The sequence below is a fragment of the Enterobacter sp. BIGb0383 genome (assembly GCF_003751845.1).
In the GTDB taxonomy this organism is placed as follows: domain Bacteria; phylum Pseudomonadota; class Gammaproteobacteria; order Enterobacterales; family Enterobacteriaceae; genus BIGb0383.
In genome coordinates, this window is sequence record NZ_RJKQ01000001.1 from 896,357 (window position 1) to 914,435 (window position 18,079).

Here is an 18,079-nt window from a genome sequence, read left to right on the forward strand (position 1 = left end):
ATTCTCTCCATAAAGACTCCACTTTCCTTAAGTAAAATCACCACTCCTGCTTATGCGGGATAATCATTCCATAATCTTTATATTCGCCCCTTACTACCCCCGTTTGTAAGGGGCATTTTTTTAGACTTTATCAGGTGCGAGGGAATTCCTGTGATGACGATTAAAGCACTCGCGGCCACGCTGCTTATTACGCTCAGTCTTCCGGCGCTTGCCGGTCCTGGTCCCGGCGGCGGTCATGGTTCACCGCGCATGGAGTCACCTGCGCGCCATGAAGGACCGAAGCCGGGCCATCGCGTCAGCGTACTGCCGGATATTGCTACCACGCTACTGCTCGGCGGACTGACGTTCTATGTGGTGAACGGAATTTACTACCAGAGACAGGATCGGCAGTATGTGGTGGTGGAAACGCCGCGAGAGACCAGCTCCGCGCTAAACGTGGTGGATTTTAACGGCAAACGCTATTACGTTCGCGACGGTTATTACTATCAGCGGGATATTAACGGCAGCTATACCGAAGTGCCGCGTCCGGCGGGGCTATAGCAAAAAGCGTCCCTGCGGACGCTTTTTGGTTACGGGTTTACACCACCGACGTCGTCAGCCGCGACGAGCAGCAGAGCCGGTCTTGTTCATCAAAGATTTCAATTTGCCAGACCTGGTGACGGCCGCCGACGTGGAGCGCCCGGCAGACGCCGCGCACCCGCCCGCTGCGCACGCCGCGAATATGGTTGGCGTTGACCTCCAGGCCGACGATTTTTTGCTCCCCTTCGGTGCAGAGATAGCCCGCCACCGAGCCTAATGTTTCCGCCAGCACCACCGAGGCGCCGCCGTGCAGCAGGCCGAAGGGCTGATGGGTCCGGCCGTCGACCGGCATCGTGGCTTCCAGCAGGTCGTCCTCCAGGCGCTCAAAGCGGATATCCAGCAAACCCACCATATTGCCTTCACCCATGGCGTTCAGCGCCTCAAGGGTCGCCTGACGTTTCCAGATCATCCGATTATCTCCAGCAGAGCCTGTAAGGGATGGCGGACGCCGTTGCCCTCAATACGTTTGACCTGGCTGCGGCAGGAATACCCCGTCGCCAGGCAGCGGTTGCGCGGCAGCCGCTGCATCGCCTGTTGCCAGGAGAGCGCGTAGATGCCGAGCGAGTTAGCGTGATTTTTGACTTCGTGACCGTAGGTACCGGCCATGCCGCAGCAGCCGACGCTGACGTTCTCCAGCGTCGCCCCGAAGCGGGCAAAGATAGCCCCCCACTGGGCCGTAGACGCGGGCAGCGCGGTCACTTCGGTACAGTGGCCGAAAAGATACCAGGCTTCGCCGCCGGGCAGTCGATCCGCCTGCGGGCTGCGGGTGGCGGAGAGCCACTCATGCACCAGCTGGACCTGGAAATCGCCGCGCTTATCGCCCAACGCCTGACGATATTCATCCCGGTAACAGAGCACCAGAGCGGGATCGACGCCCACCATCGGCATTCCCAGCTCCGCGATGCGGTTCAGGAAGTCGGCAGTCTTCTGCGCGGTGCGGGCAAAGCGATTCAGGAAGCCTTTAATATGCTGCGCCTTGCCGTTCGGCGAGAACGGCAGCAGAACCGGCTGATAGCCAAGCTTTTCGACCAGGCGGATAAAATCACTGACCACCTGCGCGTCGTAGTAGCTGGTAAAGGGATCCTGCACCACCAGCACCGTTTTCGCTCTCTCGTCCGGCCCCAGCGCTTCAAGCTGTTCGAGGGTCATATTGGCCGTGCGATGGCCGACCATCTGCTGCTGCAGCGAGGGCGCAGAGAGCAGCGGCAGATCGACCATGCCAATATGCTTCTCCGAGAGCTTGCGTACCCAGGGCTGGCCGATAAAGAAGTTAAAGGTCTTCGGGGCACGCGCCATCAGCGGCGCATAGCTTTCCACCGTGGCGACCAGATGGTCACGCATCGGGCGCAGATAGCGGGAGTGGTAGAGCTGGAGGAAGTGGGAACGAAACTCCGGCACATCAATCTTGATCGGGCACTGGGTGGAGCAGGCTTTACAGGCCAGACAGCCGGACATCGCCTCTTTCACCTCGTGAGAGAAGTCATACTCGCCTTTGCGGGCGTGCCAGCTATTGCGGCTGCGGCTAATCAGCGTGCGCAGGCTCGGGCGCTGCGTCTCCAGGGCTTTTTCCAGCCCGTTCGGATCGACGCCGCGATCCGCCAGCAAACGCAGCCACTCGCGCACCAGGGTGGCGCGGCCTTTCGGAGAGTGAATTCGGTTGCCGCTGATTTTCATCGACGGACACATAGGGCTTTTCACATCGAAGTTAAAGCACAGGCCGTTGCCGTTACACTCCATCGCCCCGCGCCAGTGCTGACGCACGGCGATGGGGATTTGCCGGTCCCAGGTTCCGCGTTTGACCGCATCGACCTGCATCATCGGCGCATCGATACCTGCCGGAGGACAAATTTTACCGGGGTTAAGCCGGTTATCCGGGTCAAAGGCGGCTTTAATCTTGCGCAGCTCAGCGTAGAGCTGCTCGCCAAAGAACGCCGGGCTGTATTCAGCGCGGAACCCCTTGCCGTGCTCGCCCCACAGCAGGCCGCCGTATTTCGCCGTCAGGGCGACCACATCGTCGGAGATCTGCTTCATCAGCACCTCCTGCTGCGGATCGCACATATCCAGCGCGGGTCGCACGTGGAGCACCCCGGCGTCAACGTGACCGAACATGCCGTAGTTCAGGCCGTGGCTGTCCAGCAGCGCGCGGAACTCAACGATATAGTCCGCCAGCGACTCCGGCGGAACGCAGGTATCTTCCGCAAAGGGGATCGGTTTGGCCGCGCCTTTGGCGTTGCCCAGCAGGCCAACGGCTTTTTTACGCATCGCATAGATGCGCTCGATACCCGCCAGCTCTTCGCACAGCTGCCAGCCGATAATCCCGCCCTGCTCCTGCGCAATCTGCTCATCCAGACGCAGACAGAGCGCCCGGACCCGGGAATCAATCAGATCACCATCATCCCCGGCAAATTCAACGATATTGAGGCCGAGCAGGGTTTTATCCGCCACGTCGGTAATCAGCTCGCTGACCGAGTGCCAGACAATATCTTCCCGCGCCAGGTTCAGGACCGTTGAGTCAACGGTCTCAACGGAGAGAGCGTTAGCCTCAACCATAAAAGGCGCGTTGCGCAGGGCCGAGTCGAAGGAGTCATATTTGACGTTGACCAGCCGTCGCACTTTCGGCAGCGGGGTGATATCCAGCCGCGCTTCGGTAATAAAGGCCAGCGTCCCCTCTGAGCCACACAGAATGCGGGTTAAATCGAACTCGGTCATCTCGTCATTAAAGACGTGGCGCAGATCGTACCCGGTCAGGAAGCGGTTCAGTTTAGGAAATTTATCAATGACCAGCTGGCGGTTATCCCGGCAGCTTTCCAGCACGGTGCGATAAATGCGTCCGCTGACGCTTTGCTCCTCGCCGAGGGTTTCCGCCAGCGCCAGCGGCATCGACCGGGTATCGAGCATATCGCCACCCAGCAGCACCGCCCGGACGCCCAGCACGTGGTCCGAGGTTTTCCCGTACACCAGCGAACCCTGCCCGGACGCATCGGTGTTGATCATCCCGCCCAGCGTCGCACGGTTGCTGGTAGAGAGTTCCGGGGCAAAGAAGTAGCCGTAGGGTTTGAGGTACTGGTTAAGCTGATCCTTAATCACCCCCGCTTCGACCCGCACCCACCCCTCTTCCGGGTTAATCTCAATGATGCGGTTCATATAGCGGGAGAGATCGACCACGATCCCGTGGTTTAGCGCCTGACCGTTAGTGCCGGTACCGCCGCCGCGAGGGGTAAACACCAGGGAAGAAAAGCGCTCCTCCGCCGCCAGTCGACATAATAAGGCGACGTCCGCGGTTGAACGCGGAAACAGCACCGCATCCGGGAGAAGTTGATAAATACTGTTGTCGGTCGCCATGGTTAGCCGGTCGGCATAATTCGTGGCGGTATCACCGGTAAATCCTTGTTGCTCCAGCGCCTGCAAAAAATTGAGCACCAGCTGAACGACACCGGGTGCCTGAGAAATTTGTGGGATCATTGTCGTGACCTTGTCTGACGGTCTCTATACCCTTCATACTTCAAGTTGCATGTGCGTTGGCTTCCTGCAACTCGAATTATTTTGGGTATGTATATGTTGTTGGGGGTTAATCGTTTGCCTGTTGCGTCATTTGTTGTATCACATTTTTTTCTTATCTGCCCGGCAGAATTGCCGGCACGATTTTTCTGTTAAAAACCGCTGGAATAGCTAATCATTAGCCAGAGTGAATACCGCGCTGTTGCGTTAACACACAGGAAAGGTGAATCGTTTTATGGGTAATCTTAGTCAACCAAGAGATGTGCCGCAGATAATGCTGTCGGTGCTGTTTTTAGCGCTTATGCTGGTCGCCTGCCTGTGGATTGTCTCGCCGTTTGTACTGGGCTTCGCCTGGGCCGGCACCATCGTTATCGCCACCTGGCCTATTTTACTGCGTCTGCAGCGCCTGCTGTTTGGTCGTCGGTCGCTGGCGGTGCTGGTAATGACGCTGCTGCTGTTCCTGCTGTTTATTATCCCTGTTGCCCTGCTGGTCAACAGTCTGGTCGATAATAGCGGCCCGGTGATCCACTCCATCTCTTCCGGTGATATGACCCTGCCGGACCTGAACTGGCTGAACAGCATTCCGCTGGTCGGCGAGCGTCTCTACGCGGGCTGGCACAGTCTGCTGGAGATGGGCGGCAGCGCCATTATGGCGAAAGTGCGGCCTTACGTCGGCACCACCACGACCTGGTTTGTCGGCCAGGCGGCGCATATTGGCCGCTTTATGATGCACTGTTCCCTGATGCTGCTGTTCAGCGCACTGCTCTACTGGCAGGGTGAAAAAGTCGCTTACGGTATCCGCCACTTTGCGAGTCGACTGGCCGCGAAGCGCGGCGACGCCGCCGTGCTGCTGGCCGCCCAGGCGATCCGCGCCGTGGCGCTGGGCGTGGTAGTCACCGCGCTGGTGCAGGCGGTGCTGGGCGGGATTGGCCTGGCGATCTCCGGCGTGCCTTACGCCACGATCCTGACCGTGGTGATGATTTTCTCCTGCCTGGTACAGCTGGGCCCGCTGCCGGTGCTGATCCCGTCGATTATCTGGCTCTACTGGAGCGGAGATACCACATGGGGCACGGTGCTGCTGGTGTGGAGCTGCGTGGTGGGCACCATTGACAACTTTATCCGTCCGATGCTGATACGGATGGGCGCCGACCTGCCGATGATCCTTATCCTCTCCGGCGTGATCGGGGGGCTTATCGCCTTCGGGATGATCGGCCTGTTTATCGGCCCGGTGCTGCTGGCCGTCTCCTGGCGTCTGTTTGATGCCTGGGTCAAAGAAGCCCCAGCCCCGGAGCGCGATCCAAACCGGGTGCTGGAAGAGATGAGTGAATTCGATCTGAGCGATGACGCCGGAGACAACAAGTAAATCCCCCGGGCGGGGAAACCCGCCCAATCCTTAACATTTCTTATCAATCACGGCTTCCTTCCCCTTACTTCAGCGTCACTAATCGGTTTTAATCCGCAAAATCGTTATAACCCTTTAACTATTGAGACGAATCCGATCGACGCAAAAACTGACCATGCTTACTATTAAGCCACGGTTATAAATCAACGTCTTGATTTATAAGCATGGAAATCCCCTGAGTGAAACACGAATTGCTGTGTGTAGTCTTTGCCCATCTCCCACGATGGGCTTTTTTTTGTCCGTTTTTCGGCCACAAAAAAACCCACCTCCGCTGCCGGAGATGGGTCTGCTTAGCTCACTATCTGCTACTTACGTAATTCCGCCAGGCTCAGCCAGGTCTGCACCACGGTGTCCGGGTTAAGAGAGAGGCTGTCGATGCCCTCTTCCATCAGCCAGGCCGCGAAGTCCTCGTGATCGGACGGACCCTGACCGCAAATACCGACGTATTTGCCCTGTTTCTTCGCCGCACGGATCGCCATCGACAGCAGCGCTTTCACTGCGTCGTTACGCTCATCGAACAGTTCGGAAACCACGCCGGAGTCGCGGTCCAGGCCCAGCGCCAGCTGCGTCATATCGTTGGAACCGATAGAGAAGCCGTCGAAGTGCTCAAGGAACTGCTCCGCCAGCAGCGCGTTCGACGGGATTTCGCACATCATAATGATTTTCAGACCGTTCTCGCCGCGCTTCAGGCCCTGACGCGCCAGTTCATCGACAACGGCTTTGGCCTGATCGACGGTGCGCACGAACGGCACCATGATTTCGACGTTGGTCAGCCCCATTTCGTTACGCACCCGCTTCACGGCGTCACACTCCAGCGCGAAGCAGTCGCGGAAGCTATCCGCCACGTAGCGTCCGGCGCCACGGAAGCCCAGCATCGGGTTCTCTTCTTCCGGCTCGTAGCGCGCACCGCCGACCAGGTTGGCGTACTCGTTAGACTTAAAGTCGGAGAGACGGACAATGACCCGCTTCGGCCAGAAGGCCGCGCCCAGCGTGGCAATGCCTTCGGTCAGGCGGCCCACGTAGAACTCTTTCGGCGAGTCGAAGCCTTTCATTAACTGACGGATTTCGTCCTGCAGTTTTGGCTCCTGGTCATCAAATTCCAGCAGCGCGCGCGGGTGTACGCCAATCATGCGGTTGATAATAAATTCCAGACGGGCCAGGCCCACGCCTTCATTAGGCAGGCAGGCGAAGTCAAAGGCCCGATCCGGGTTACCGACGTTCATCATGATTTTCAGCGGCAGATCCGGCATGGTGTCGATGCTGGAGCTTTTCACGCTAAAGTCGAGCATCTCGGCATAAACGTAGCCGGTATCGCCTTCCGCACAGGAGACGGTGACCTTCTCGCCGTCTTTCAGGCGCTCGGTGGCATCACCGCAGCCAACTACCGCCGGGATCCCCAGTTCACGGGCGATAATCGCCGCATGGCAGGTACGACCGCCGCGGTTGGTGACAATGGCCGCCGCCTTTTTCATGATCGGCTCCCAGTCCGGGTCGGTCATATCGGTCACCAGCACATCACCCGCCTCGACGCGGTTCATTTCGCTGATATCGTGGATCACTTTCACCGGACCGGCACCGATACGGTGGCCAATGGCACGGCCTTCAGCGACGATGCGCCCCTGAGCGTGCAGGGTGTAGCGCTCCATCACCTGCCCACGGGAGCGGACGGTTTCCGGGCGCGCCTGGACGATAAACAGTTTGCCGGTGTGGCCATCTTTCGCCCACTCGATATCCATCGGGCGGCCGTAGTGCTTCTCAATCTGCACCGCCTGCTGCGCCAGAGCCTGGACCTCGTCATCCGTCAGGGAGAAGCGGTCACGCTGCTCCTGAGGCACATCTTCAATGCGCACCTGCTTGCCGTGCTCCTGGGTCGGCGCGTAGACCATGCGGATTTTTTTCGATCCCATGGTACGGCGCACAATCGCCGGACGACCGGCCGCCAGGGTAGGTTTGTGTACGTAGAATTCGTCCGGGTTCACCGCCCCCTGCACCACCATCTCACCCAGCCCCCACGCGGAGGTGATAAAGACCACCTGGTCGAAACCGGATTCTGTATCGATGGAGAACAGGACGCCAGAGGAGGCCAGATCCGAGCGCACCATACGCTGTACGCCCGCCGAAAGCGCGACGCCCCGGTGGTCATAGCCCTGATGCACGCGGTAGGAGATGGCGCGATCGTTAAACAGGGAAGCGAAGACGTGCTTCACCGCCACCAGCACTGCGTCATAGCCCTGAACATTCAGGAACGTCTCCTGCTGTCCGGCAAAGGAGGCATCGGGCATATCTTCCGCGGTGGCGGAAGAGCGCACGGCAAAGGAGGCGTCAGCATCATCGGCAGAGAGCTGGTTATAGGCCTCGTGGATCGCCTGCTCCAGAGCGGGCGTAAAAGGCGTGTCGATTATCCACTGACGGATTTGCGCCCCGGCTTTCGCCAGCGCGGTGACGTCATCGATGTCAGTTTCATCCAGCAGCGCATAAATTTGCTGATTGACGCCGCTCTGGTCAAGAAACTGATTAAAAGCGTCAGCGGTGGTGGCAAACCCGTTCGGGACGGAAACGCCCATCCCGGAAAGGTTCGTGATCATTTCCCCCAGCGAGGCATTTTTGCCTCCCACCCGGTCAACATCATTCATACCGAGTTGGTTGTACCAGAGTACCAGCGGTGACGAGCCATTATTGGACATCGAAACAATCCTTTTGTGATGAATGGACGAAAACAAAAAATTGGCTTATTGCACGAATTATCCTGGCATATTTCACAACGATGAAAAAACGGTGAATCGTTCAAGCAAATTTATTTTTTGCATTTTCAGACTGATTCCATAATGAGCTAAGTTCATGATTGTTCAGGAATCCCACAAAAAACTGTCGATTATTGACCAGATTGTAAAAATGAACCGTGCATTTCATTTAAAATAAAAATAGCGTTTCATTTTTAAAAATCATTCAACAACGTTATGCCTGTGCCCCAATTTTAATTTATGCTTTCAGGCAATTAACCGAAATATTCCGGAAGGGTAAAAATGGAAAATGCTGTCGATCGCCACGTCTTTTATATTTCCGATGGCACCGCCATTACCTCAGAAGTGCTCGGCCATGCGGTGATGTCGCAGTTTCCGGTGGCGATTAACAGCATCACGCTGCCTTTTGTGGAAAATGAGAGCCGTGCGCGGGCGGTGAAGGATCAGATCGACGCGATTTATCAGCAGACCGGCACCCGTCCGCTGGTGTTCTACTCGATTGTGCTGCCGGAGATCCGCGCCATTATCGTGCAGAGCGAAGGTTTTTGTCAGGATATCGTCCAGGCCCTGGTGGCCCCGCTGCAGCAGGAATTAAAACTGGATCCGACGCCCGTCGCCCACCGTACGCACGGGCTGACGCCAGGGAATCTGACGAAATATGACGCCCGCATTGCCGCAATTGATTACACCCTGGCCCATGACGACGGCATTTCGTTGCGCAATCTGGATCAGGCCCAGGTCATACTGCTGGGCGTTTCCCGCTGCGGTAAAACGCCGACCAGCCTCTACCTGGCGATGCAGTTCGGGATCCGCGCCGCCAACTACCCCTTTATTGCCGACGATATGGATAACCTGGTCCTGCCCGCCGCGCTCAAACCGCTGCAGCATAAGCTCTTTGGCCTGACCATCAACCCGGAGCGGCTGGCGGCGATCCGTGAAGAGCGACGTGAAAACAGCCGCTATGCCTCGCTGCGCCAGTGTCGGATGGAGGTGACCGAGGTCGAAGCGCTCTATCGTCGACACCAGATCCCCTGCCTGAACAGCACCAACTATTCGGTAGAAGAAATTGCCACCAAAATTCTCGATATCAGAGGATTAAGTCGGCGTATGTACTGAAATCCCGGTTTAACACCCGGTAATATGCCGCTATCTGTTATGCATCCTGCTGCAAACTTGAATTCAGCAGGAATTGGTTTATCGTGATGACCATCACTTCCCGGCATCGTGCCGAGGAAGCCATCTATTTCTGAGACACCCAATGAGTAAAACAGATGAACTTCGTACCGCTCGCATCGATGGCCTGGTCACGCCAGCCGAGCTGATGCAGCGGCATCCGGTCTCTTCTGAGCTGGCGACGCATATTACCGAATCACGTCGTCGCATTGAGAAGATCCTTAACGGCCAGGATAACCGACTGCTGGTGATTATCGGCCCCTGCTCTATTCACGATCCTGAAGCCGCGATGGAGTATGCCAGTCGTCTGCAGAGCGCTCGTGAGAAGCATCAGGCGCACCTCGAAATCGTCATGCGCACCTATTTTGAGAAACCGCGCACCGTCGTCGGCTGGAAAGGCCTGATTTCCGACCCGGATCTTAACGGCAGCTATCGGGTCAATCACGGTCTGGAACTGGCGCGCAAACTGCTGGTGGGCGTTAACACGCTCGGCGTACCGGCGGCCACCGAGTTCCTTGATATGGTTACCGGCCAGTTTACCGCCGACCTGATTAGCTGGGGCGCAATCGGGGCACGGACCACCGAAAGTCAGATCCATCGGGAAATGGCGTCGGCGCTCTCCTGCCCGATCGGCTTTAAAAACGGCACCGACGGCAACACGCGGATTGCGGTTGACGCCATTCGCGCCTCCCGTGCCAGCCATATGTTCCTGTCGCCGGATAAAAACGGCCAGATGACCATCTATCAGACCAGCGGCAATCCCTACGGTCATATCATTATGCGCGGCGGCAAAGCGCCTAACTACCACACACAGGATATCGCCAGCGCCTGTGAAACCCTGCGTGAATTCGCCCTGCCGGAGCATCTGGTGGTCGATTTCAGCCACGGCAACTGTCAGAAACAGCACCGCCGCCAGATGACGGTCTGCGATGATGTCTGCCAGCAGATCCGCGCGGGCTCCCGCGCTATCGTCGGCGTGATGGTGGAGAGCTTCCTTCAGGAAGGGACCCAGGCCATCTCAGCCGGAAAACCGCTGGTTTACGGCCAGTCGATTACCGATCCTTGCCTGAACTGGGAGGATAGCGAAACGCTGCTGGACAACCTGGCGTCGGCGGTTAAGACTCGCGGCTGATTTTCACCCCGCCGTCACGGGTCGGCGGGGTTATTTCCTTACTTTTCCCCTCGTTATTACGCCTACGTTTTATCTGATTCGGTCACAACTTTTTCACAAATAACGCTTGCCCGAAAATTTCACTTTGATGATAATGATTATTATTGTTATATGAATTTTCATTTACAGAATCCTGACTATGGACAACACAGCTACCGCCACTTTGCCCTCGCGCAAAGACACGACACCGCGGCCGGTCGACAGCGATCGCCGCATTGCCAGTGAAATCCTGCTGGGCCCGGAAGGTCGGGTCATTATCGAGCATGACGGGCAGCACTATTTGCTGCGCCGGACCCATGCCGGAAAACTGATCCTGACAAAATAAAACAAACCGCCAGCCACCCAGGTCCGCCGAGGCAGCCAGCGCTTTTCACACACTCTGGAGAGTTGCTATGCCTTTGTCCTCTTTTGCGCTACCTCGTCGTTCTTTGATAGCGCTGGCGATTACCACAGCCATTTCCGCACCGGCCCTGGCGGCGACGGATGAAATCACCGTTACCGCAACCGGTAATAGCCGCAGCGCCTTTGAAGCGCCAATGATGGTCAGCGTGATCGACCCCAGCGCGCCGGAAAACCGGACCGCCTCCTCCGCCGCCGATCTGCTGCGCTATGTGCCAGGCCTGACCCTCAGCGGCACCGGACGCACCAATGGCCAGGATGTCAGCCTGCGCGGCTACGACCGTCGCGGCGTACTGATGCTGGTGGATGGCGTTCGCCAGGGCACCGACACCGGCCACCTGAACAGCACCTTCCTCGACCCGGCGCTGGTTAAGCGTATTGAAGTGGTACGCGGCCCTGCCGCCATGCTCTACGGCAGCGGCGCGATGGGCGGCGTGATTAGCTACGACACGGCAGATGCCCGCGACCTGCTGCACGAAGGCCAGAACAGCGGCTACCGCGTATTTGGTACGGGTGCGACCGGCGACAGCAGCCTGGGCATGGGTGCCAGCGCCTTTGGCCGCACCGATACGCTGGACGGCGTGGTCTCCTGGTCAAGCCGCGACCGGGGTGATATCCGCCAGAGCGACGGTAAAAAAGCGCCGAATGATGAAAACATCAGCAATATGCTGGCAAAAGGCAGCTGGAAACTCGATGACGCCCAGACCTTAAGCGGTTCATTCCGTTACTACAATAACGACGCCCGCCAGCCGAAAAACCCGCAGACGGCGGGAGAAGCGACAAGCAGCACGGTGATGGTAGACCGCTCTACTATCCAGCGCGATGCCCAACTGGGCTACCAGCTGAATCCGGCCGATCTCGCCTGGCTGGATGCGACCGCGAAGCTGTACTGGTCTGAAGTGCGCATCGCCGCCAAAAATGCGCAGATAGAGCCAGAGTATCGCGAGCAGACCACCAAGGGCGGTAAGCTGGAGAACCGCAGCCGCCTCTTTAGCGACAGCGCGGCCTCTCACCTGGTGACCTGGGGCGGTGAATATTACCGTCAGGAACAGCAGCCGGCCGGCGGCACGACCGGCTTCCCGCAGGCTAAAATTGATTTCAGCTCCGGCTGGTTACAGGATGAAATCACCCTGCGCGATCTGCCGGTGACCCTCCTTGCAGGTACCCGCTACGATAACTACAAGGGCAGCAGCGATGGCTATGCAGATGTCAACGCGGATAAGTGGTCTTCCCGCGCCGGGATGACCGTCAACCCGACCGACTGGCTGATGCTGTTTGGCTCATGGGCGCAGGCCTTCCGTGCCCCGACCATGGGGGAAATGTATAACGACTCTATGCACTTCGCCGCCGGGCCGTTTACCAACTACTTCGTCCCGAACCCGAACCTGCGACCGGAAACCAACCAGAGCCAGGAAGCAGGCTTCGGGCTGCATTTCGACGATCTGCTGATGGCCAATGACGCCCTTGAGTTCAAGGCCAGCTATTTCGATACCGACGCCAAAAATTACATTACCACCTCGGTCGACTTCCCGGGCCGCACCACCACCTCCATCAACGTGCCGGGCGCGAAAATCTGGGGCTGGGACGTGATGTCCAGCTACCGCACGGATCTGTTTGGCCTCGAAGTGGCCTATAACCGCACCCGTGGGAAAGATAAAGACACCGGCGAGTGGATTGACAGCATCAGTCCGGATACGGTCACCAGCAAGCTCGACGTTCCTCTGGCAGAGAGCGGTTTCTCCGTTGGCTGGATAGGCACTTTCGCCGAGCGTAACAGCCGCACTGCCACGCCGCAGGCGGGCTATGGCCTGAGCGATTTCTATGTCAGCTATGCGGGTCAGCAGGGACTGCGCGGGTTAACCACCACTCTGGTGCTGGGTAACGCCTTCGACAAAGAGTACGCCTCCTCGCAGGGCGTGCCTCAGGACGGTCGCAGCGGCAAAGTTTTCGTAAGCTATCAGTGGTAACCGTTAGCCCCGGCGATGCCGGGGCCATCTAAGAAAGGGGGCAATATGAATCACCATGCACAATGGCTGGAACTGAAACAGCAGAATCCAGGCAAATACGCCCGCGATATCGCCGCACAGATGGGGATCGCAGAGGCACAGTTAACCTGGTACCGCGTCGGACACGACGCCTGGCGTCTCCAGGGTGAAATTCGCGAGATTATCGCCAGCCTGGAGTCCGTAGGTGAAACCAAATGCATCTGCCGTAATGAATATGCGGTACATGAGCAGGTCGGCGCCTTTACCCACCAGCAGCTTGGCGGTCATGCGGGGCTGGTACTGAACCCGCGTGCGCTCGACCTGCGCCTGTTTCTCAGCCAGTGGGCCAGCGTCTTTCATCTTCGTGAAACCGGCCCGCGCGGCGAACGCCAGAGCATCCAGTTTTTTGATCACCAGGGCGACGCCCTGCTGAAGGTCTATACCACCGACCAGACCGATATGGCCGCCTGGGGCGATCTGCTGGCCCGCTATCTCCGCGCCGACAACCCCGAACTGGTCCTGACCGTCGCCGACGCGCCGACGCTGACGACGCCCACCGTGGAAGCCAGTGCCCTGGATAGCGCCTGGCGTGAAATGACCGACGTGCACCAGTTCTTTGGCCTGCTGAAGCGGCACAACCTCAGTCGTCAGCAGGCTTTCCGTCTGGTGGCTGACGATCTGGCCTGTCAGGTGGATAACAGCGCCCTGGCGCAGCTGCTGGGCACAGCGCAGCAGGATGGCAATGAGATCATGGTTTTCGTCGGCAACCGTGGCTGCGTGCAGATCTTTACCGGTGCGGTGGAAAAACTCACGCCGATGAAAGGCTGGCTGAATATCTTTAATCCCACCTTCACGCTGCACCTGCGCGATGACACCATCGCCGAGAGCTGGGTCACCCGCAAGCCAACCGCCGACGGATTCGTGACCAGCCTCGAACTCTTTGCCGCTGACGGCACCCAGATTGCACAGCTGTACGGCCAGCGCACGGAAGGCGAACCGGAGCAGGACCAGTGGCGTCAGCAGGTGGGATCCTTAACCGGCAGAGGACTCGCAGCATGAAAAAATGGCTGGCAGTGCTGATAGCGTTCCCACTGGCGGTGTCCGCCGCCTCAGACAGAGTCGTAACGCTGGGTGGGGATATCACCGAAATCGTTTACGCGCTCGGCGCCGGTAAGAGCCTGGTGGCGCGGGATAGCACCAGCCTGGCACCGCCGGAGGCAAAATCGCTGCCCGATGTCGGCTATCTGCGCCAGCTCAATGCCGAGGGGATCCTTGCCCTGCGCCCGGATCGGGTGCTGGCAAGCGATCAGGCCCAGCCTTCCCTGGCGCTGCAGCAGATCCAGCGCAGCGGCGTCGCGGTCACAACTCTCCCTGGCAGCAATGATATTAGCGTTATCGATAGCAAAATCCGCCTGGTTGCGGAAGCACTGGGCAAAGAGGCGGCGGGTGAAACCCTGCGCCAGCAGATGCGTGAACAGCTGGCGGCCCTGCCTGCGACTCCGCTTAATAAGCGGGTGCTGTTTATTCTCAGCCATAGCGGGATGAGTGCGATGGCGGCCGGGCAGCAAACCGGAGCCGATGCGGCGATCCGTGCCGCCGGTCTGCAGAATGCCATTCAGGGCGTTAACCGCTACCAACCCCTCTCCCAGGAAGGAATTATCGCCAGCCGCCCGGATCTGGTGGTGATTTCCGCCGACGGCGTTAAAGCCATGGGCGGAGAAGCCGCACTCTGGGCGTTGCCCGGCCTGGCGCAGACGCCTGCCGGACGCAACAAGCAGGTGCTGCTGGTGGATGATATGGCCCTGCTCGGCTTTAGCGTCCGCACACCGGAGGCGCTTCGCGAGCTTCGGGATCGTGCGGAGCTGCTCCCCTGATGCCACTGCGTACCGCCCGTTGGCTGTGGGCCCTGCTGGGCCTGCTGCTGCTGTTAACCCTGGCGGCGACCAGCTTTGGTGCCATGCGTTTACCGCTGCTCCAGATCTGGCGCAACGATGACCCGATGCTGTGGCAAATCTGGGTGACTATTCGTCTCCCGAGAGTGCTGCTGGCGCTGGCAATTGGCGGCGCGCTGGGGCTGGCAGGCTGCGTGATGCAGGGGCTGTTCCGCAACCCGCTCGCCGATCCCGGTCTGCTTGGGATCAGCAGCGGTGCCGCGCTGGCCGTGGCACTGTGGATTGTGGTTCCTGCCGTCGGCCTGCCTCCGCTGTTAATGCTCTATGCCCCGATGCTGGCCGCCTTTCTCGGCAGCCTGGCGGTGACGGCGATCATCTTTATTCTGTGCCAGCAACGCACCTGCGGGATCACGCGACTGCTGCTGGTCGGTATCGCCATCAATGCCCTCTGTATGGCCGCGGTCGGGGTGATCTCCTGGCTTAGCAACGATACCCAGCTGCGACAGCTCTCTCTGTGGGGAATGGGCAGCCTGGGTCAGGCCCAGTGGCCCACGCTGCTGGTGGCCGTTTCACTGATGGTGCCCGCTGTCGTGGCTATCTGGCGTCTGGCACCTCAGCTGAATCTGCTGCAGCTCGGGGACGAAGAGGCCCACTATCTTGGGGTCAATATCCGCCAGGTTCGTCATATCCTGCTGTTCAGCAGCGCCCTGCTGGTCGGTTCGGCCGTTGCCATCAGCGGCGTGATTGGTTTTATTGGCCTGGTCGTACCGCACCTGCTGCGTATGTGGCTGGGTGCCGATCACAGGGTCACGCTTCCGGGGTCCGTGGTGGTTGGCGCGATCCTGCTGCTGGTAGCAGATACCATCGCCCGTACGCTGGTTGCCCCTGCCGAAATGCCGGTGGGTTTGTTAACCAGTCTGCTGGGTGCGCCCTGGTTTTTATGGCTGATATTCCGCCAGCAGGCCCGTCATGAATAGTCTTCTTTGCACCGAAGCGCTGGTCTACTCCGCAGGCCAGCGCACGCTTATCGACAAGGTTTCTCTGCGCCTGGAGCCGGGAGAAATGGTTGCCCTGATTGGTCCTAACGGGGCAGGAAAATCAACGCTGCTGCGTCTGCTGACCGGCTTTCTGCCACCCACGGCCGGACGCTGTCTGCTGGATGGGCAGCCGCTGGCCGCCTGGCCTGCTCAGACGCTTTCTCGCCGTCGGGCGGTGATGCGCCAGCAGGCACAGCTCGGTTTTGACTGGCCGGTTGAAGACGTCATTGCGATGGGACGCGCCCCGTGGGAAGCGGACCCGAACCCGGCGCTGGTCCGCGAACTGATGCAGCTAACGGGCTGTGTAACGCTTGCCGGACGCAGCTGGCAGCAACTGTCAGGTGGGGAGCAGCAGCGGGTTCAGCTGGCACGAACGCTGGCCCAGCTCTGGCGCGACGGCCAGCCGGAAGGCTACCTGTTTCTTGATGAGCCGACATCGGCCCTGGATCTCTATCATCAGCAACATCTGCTGCGCCTGCTGCAGGGACTGACTCGCCGGGCCCCGCTGCATGTCTGTATGGTGCTGCACGACCTGAATCTGGCCGCGCTGTGGGCCGACCGTCTTCTGCTGTTACATGAGGGTCAGCTTGTGTCGCAGGGCAGCCCGGAGACCGTTCTCCAGGCTCCCGTTATCACCCGCTGGTACGGCGCGGACGTTCAGGTCGGACAGCACCCTTCCAGCTCCGCACCCCAGGTGTTTCTGACTCGCTAACTGGAACAGCTCACTTCCAGTCCTTTGCCCCAGGATGGCGGACGCTGGCTATAGTCATCGTCGCTGTCCTGCCATGGCGTCCGCAGCGCCGCATGAAGACGGTACAGCTCCGTATTATCCCCCTGCTCTGCCTGCTCAATCGCTCTCTGGGCCAGCCAGTTGCGCAGAACCAGCGCCGGATTTTCCCGTTTCATCTGCGACTGACGTTCGCTATCGGCAATCTTCTCCTGCTGAAGGCGCGTACGGTAGCGCTGGAACCAGCCGTCGAACGCAGCCCGGTCAATAAACTCATCGCGTAGCGGCGAGGCGGCGCTGTTCTGCTCCGTCATGCTGAGCATACGAAACGTTCGGGTATAGTCGCTGGCTTCACGCTGCATCAGGTCAAAGAGCTCATTAAGCAGGTCATTGTCCCCACGCTCTTCGCTGAACAGACCCAGCTTCGCACGCATCCGCCTGCCATATTCGCTCAGCAATGCCTGCTGGTATCCATCCAGGGCGTCGTTAAGCTGCTCTGGCGTCATAAAGGGCGACAGCGTCTGTGCCAGCCGCTGTAAATTCCACAACCCTACCGCAGGCTGATTATCGAAGCTGTAGCGTCCCTGATAGTCGGAATGGTTGCAGATAAGGCCCGGCTGGTAGTCATCCATAAAGCCGTAGGGACCGTAATCCAGGGTTAGCCCGAGAATCGACATATTGTCGGTATTCATCACGCCGTGGGCAAAACCCACCGCCTGCCAGCGGGCAATCATCACCGCCGTGCGCCGCACCACGTCCTGGAACCAGAGCAGGTATTTATCGGCTTCTTCGGCCAGATGCGGCCAGTGATGACGGATCGCAAAATCGGCAAGCTGGCGAACCTTCTCTGGCTCGCGGCGATAGTAAAAGTGCTCGAAGTGACCGAAGCGGAGATGGCTGTCGGCAATACGCAGCAGCATCGCCCCCTGCTCCACGCTTTCACGCTGCACGGGCGTGTCGCTGGTAACGATAGCCAGGGCGCGGGTTGAGGCGATCCCCAGATGGTGCATCGCTTCACTGGCGAGACTTTCGCGAATCGTTGAGCGCAGTACCGCCCGTCCGTCGCCCATGCGGGAATACGGCGTCAGGCCGGCACCTTTCAGATGCCAGTCCACCGTCCGGCCATTGGCCAACTGCTGTTCGCCAAGCAAAATACCGCGGCCGTCGCCAAGCTGACCGGCCCAGACGCCAAACTGGTGTCCACTGTAGACCTGGGCCAGCGGGGACATGCCCGGCAGTAAGGTTTCGCCGCCCCAGACACCTGCGCCCTGCGCAGGCTGGAAAAGCGTCGGGTCGATACCCAGGTCGCTGGCAAGCTCAGCGTTGTGCCACAGCAGACGCGCGTTATGCAACGGCGTCGGGCTAAGTGGGGTATAAAAATCTGGCAGCTCATCGCGCCAGCGGGTGATAAAAGACAGGGTCATAGCGCCTCCTGTCTTAAGTGTAGTGCTTTCGCCCGGGCTTAAACACAGGGC

14 protein-coding genes and 1 other RNA gene are annotated in these 18,079 nt (G+C 59.1%); 11 read left to right on the forward strand and 4 right to left on the reverse strand.

Annotation, left to right across the window (positions count from 1 at the left end; genetic code table 11):
* Positions 1–153: 153 nt before the first annotated feature.
* Positions 154–540, forward strand: coding sequence for a DUF6515 family protein (locus tag EDF81_RS04345; protein WP_123346584.1), 387 nt, complete (start codon positions 154–156; stop codon positions 538–540).
* 37 nt (positions 541–577) lie between these two features.
* On the opposite strand, the gene menI is transcribed toward EDF81_RS04345, so the two are convergent.
* Both menI and EDF81_RS04355 read right to left on the reverse strand, forming a co-directional pair.
* Positions 578–988: a 1,4-dihydroxy-2-naphthoyl-CoA hydrolase gene (gene menI / locus EDF81_RS04350; protein WP_123346586.1), complete on the reverse strand. Its 411-nt coding sequence runs from the start codon at positions 986–988 to the stop codon at positions 578–580.
* Positions 985–4,041 (reverse strand): FAD-binding and (Fe-S)-binding domain-containing protein, encoded by a 3,057-nt coding sequence (locus EDF81_RS04355; RefSeq protein ID WP_123346588.1) that lies wholly within the window; start codon positions 4,039–4,041, stop codon positions 985–987. Before EDF81_RS04355 ends, menI begins: the two co-directional genes overlap by 4 nt.
* A 271-nt stretch (positions 4,042–4,312) precedes the next feature.
* Here EDF81_RS04355 and ydiK point away from each other — a divergent pair, with 271 nt between their 5' ends.
* Both ydiK and rprA read left to right on the forward strand, forming a co-directional pair.
* Complete coding sequence (gene ydiK / locus EDF81_RS04360; RefSeq protein WP_123346590.1) at positions 4,313–5,440, forward strand: AI-2E family transporter YdiK; 1,128 nt, start codon at positions 4,313–4,315, stop codon at positions 5,438–5,440.
* Between the two features lie 171 nt (positions 5,441–5,611).
* Positions 5,612–5,718, forward strand: an RNA gene (gene rprA / locus EDF81_RS04365) — antisense sRNA RprA.
* A gap of 66 nt (positions 5,719–5,784) precedes the next feature.
* Here rprA and ppsA read toward each other — a convergent pair.
* Positions 5,785–8,163, reverse strand: a complete 2,379-nt coding sequence (ppsA, locus tag EDF81_RS04370; protein WP_123346592.1) for a phosphoenolpyruvate synthase — start codon at positions 8,161–8,163, stop codon at positions 5,785–5,787.
* Between the two features lie 339 nt (positions 8,164–8,502).
* Between ppsA and EDF81_RS04375 the strand changes: the two genes are divergently transcribed.
* From EDF81_RS04375 to EDF81_RS04410, 8 genes are all read left to right on the forward strand, one after another.
* Positions 8,503–9,336 carry a pyruvate, water dikinase regulatory protein gene (locus EDF81_RS04375; RefSeq protein WP_123346594.1) on the forward strand — a complete coding sequence of 278 codons (834 nt, stop codon included), beginning with the start codon at positions 8,503–8,505 and terminating at the stop codon, positions 9,334–9,336.
* 142 nt (positions 9,337–9,478) lie between these two features.
* Positions 9,479–10,525 (forward strand): 3-deoxy-7-phosphoheptulonate synthase, encoded by a 1,047-nt coding sequence (locus EDF81_RS04380; RefSeq protein WP_123346596.1) that lies wholly within the window; start codon positions 9,479–9,481, stop codon positions 10,523–10,525.
* A 178-nt stretch (positions 10,526–10,703) separates the two neighbouring features.
* Positions 10,704–10,889 (forward strand): hemin uptake protein HemP, encoded by a 186-nt coding sequence (gene hemP, locus EDF81_RS04385; RefSeq protein WP_123346597.1) that lies wholly within the window; start codon positions 10,704–10,706, stop codon positions 10,887–10,889.
* 67 nt (positions 10,890–10,956) lie between these two features.
* The gene (locus EDF81_RS04390; RefSeq protein ID WP_123346599.1) at positions 10,957–12,930 is read left to right on the forward strand and encodes a TonB-dependent hemoglobin/transferrin/lactoferrin family receptor; all 1,974 of its coding nucleotides are present in this window, start codon (positions 10,957–10,959) and stop codon (positions 12,928–12,930) included.
* A gap of 45 nt (positions 12,931–12,975) precedes the next feature.
* Complete coding sequence (locus tag EDF81_RS04395) at positions 12,976–14,007, forward strand: hemin-degrading factor (protein ID WP_123346600.1); 1,032 nt, start codon at positions 12,976–12,978, stop codon at positions 14,005–14,007.
* Positions 14,004–14,822, forward strand: coding sequence for a hemin ABC transporter substrate-binding protein (locus EDF81_RS04400; protein ID WP_123346602.1), 819 nt, complete (start codon positions 14,004–14,006; stop codon positions 14,820–14,822). Before EDF81_RS04395 ends, EDF81_RS04400 begins: the two co-directional genes overlap by 4 nt.
* A complete protein-coding gene (locus tag EDF81_RS04405) occupies positions 14,822–15,817 on the forward strand; it encodes an iron ABC transporter permease (protein ID WP_123346603.1) in 996 nt (331 codons plus the stop codon). The genes EDF81_RS04400 and EDF81_RS04405 overlap by 1 nt, the downstream gene beginning before the upstream one ends.
* Positions 15,810–16,589 (forward strand): heme ABC transporter ATP-binding protein, encoded by a 780-nt coding sequence (locus EDF81_RS04410; RefSeq protein WP_123346605.1) that lies wholly within the window; start codon positions 15,810–15,812, stop codon positions 16,587–16,589. Before EDF81_RS04405 ends, EDF81_RS04410 begins: the two co-directional genes overlap by 8 nt.
* Here the strand turns inward: EDF81_RS04410 and selO are convergent.
* Positions 16,586–18,028: a protein adenylyltransferase SelO gene (gene selO, locus EDF81_RS04415; RefSeq protein ID WP_123346608.1), complete on the reverse strand. Its 1,443-nt coding sequence runs from the start codon at positions 18,026–18,028 to the stop codon at positions 16,586–16,588. The genes EDF81_RS04410 and selO overlap by 4 nt on opposite strands.
* Positions 18,029–18,079: the final 51 nt, after the last annotated feature.

Excerpts from the sequence above, each read along its gene's own strand:
- EDF81_RS04405 (WP_123346603.1), top strand. The coding sequence starts at position 14,822 with ATGCCACTGCGTACCGCCCGTTGGCTGTGGGCCCTGCTGGGCCTGCTG.
- EDF81_RS04390 (WP_123346599.1), top strand. The coding sequence starts at position 10,957 with ATGCCTTTGTCCTCTTTTGCGCTACCTCGTCGTTCTTTGATAGCGCTG.
- hemP (WP_123346597.1), top strand. The coding sequence starts at position 10,704 with ATGGACAACACAGCTACCGCCACTTTGCCCTCGCGCAAAGACACGACA.
- EDF81_RS04380 (WP_123346596.1), top strand. The coding sequence starts at position 9,479 with ATGAGTAAAACAGATGAACTTCGTACCGCTCGCATCGATGGCCTGGTC.
- EDF81_RS04355 (WP_123346588.1), bottom strand. The coding sequence starts at position 4,041 with ATGATCCCACAAATTTCTCAGGCACCCGGTGTCGTTCAGCTGGTGCTC.
- EDF81_RS04375 (WP_123346594.1), top strand. The coding sequence starts at position 8,503 with ATGGAAAATGCTGTCGATCGCCACGTCTTTTATATTTCCGATGGCACC.
- EDF81_RS04345 (WP_123346584.1), top strand. The coding sequence starts at position 154 with ATGACGATTAAAGCACTCGCGGCCACGCTGCTTATTACGCTCAGTCTT.
- EDF81_RS04400 (WP_123346602.1), top strand. The coding sequence starts at position 14,004 with ATGAAAAAATGGCTGGCAGTGCTGATAGCGTTCCCACTGGCGGTGTCC.
- selO (WP_123346608.1), bottom strand. The coding sequence starts at position 18,028 with ATGACCCTGTCTTTTATCACCCGCTGGCGCGATGAGCTGCCAGATTTT.
- menI (WP_123346586.1), bottom strand. The coding sequence starts at position 988 with ATGATCTGGAAACGTCAGGCGACCCTTGAGGCGCTGAACGCCATGGGT.
- EDF81_RS04395 (WP_123346600.1), top strand. The coding sequence starts at position 12,976 with ATGAATCACCATGCACAATGGCTGGAACTGAAACAGCAGAATCCAGGC.
- ppsA (WP_123346592.1), bottom strand. The coding sequence starts at position 8,163 with ATGTCCAATAATGGCTCGTCACCGCTGGTACTCTGGTACAACCAACTC.
- EDF81_RS04410 (WP_123346605.1), top strand. The coding sequence starts at position 15,810 with ATGAATAGTCTTCTTTGCACCGAAGCGCTGGTCTACTCCGCAGGCCAG.
- ydiK (WP_123346590.1), top strand. The coding sequence starts at position 4,313 with ATGGGTAATCTTAGTCAACCAAGAGATGTGCCGCAGATAATGCTGTCG.